This is a genomic window from Pseudoalteromonas sp. SIMBA_162, from assembly GCF_046535955.1.
Taxonomy (GTDB): Bacteria; Pseudomonadota; Gammaproteobacteria; order Enterobacterales; family Alteromonadaceae; genus Pseudoalteromonas; species Pseudoalteromonas marina.
The window spans coordinates 1-255 of sequence record NZ_JAWJBQ010000748.1; the positions used below are offsets into that span (position 1 = coordinate 1).

A 255-nucleotide genomic window follows, 5' to 3' on the forward strand; every position below is an offset into this window, starting at 1 on the left:
GAGTGACAAAAAACCGATTTTAAGAGTGGAAAATTTAACAAAGATTTTTGGTGGTGTTGTTGCCGTAGATCAAGTCTCTTTTACGGTTAATGAAGGAGAAATCTTTGCAGTAATTGGTCCGAATGGTGCAGGGAAATCGACGCTATTTAATATGATTCCTGGCGTATTGCCAAGTTCTTCAGGCGATATTTCTTTTCAAGAGAAACGTCTAACTCGTAAACCACCTTATCAAATCGCTCACATGGGAATTACACG

General features: G+C 38.8%; 1 protein-coding gene. It reads left to right on the plus strand.

Features of this window, described 5'->3' with window-relative positions; genetic code table 11:
• On the plus strand, nucleotides 1-255 hold a 255-nt coding region (locus tag R0J88_RS21670; protein WP_410901129.1), incomplete at both ends, for an ATP-binding cassette domain-containing protein.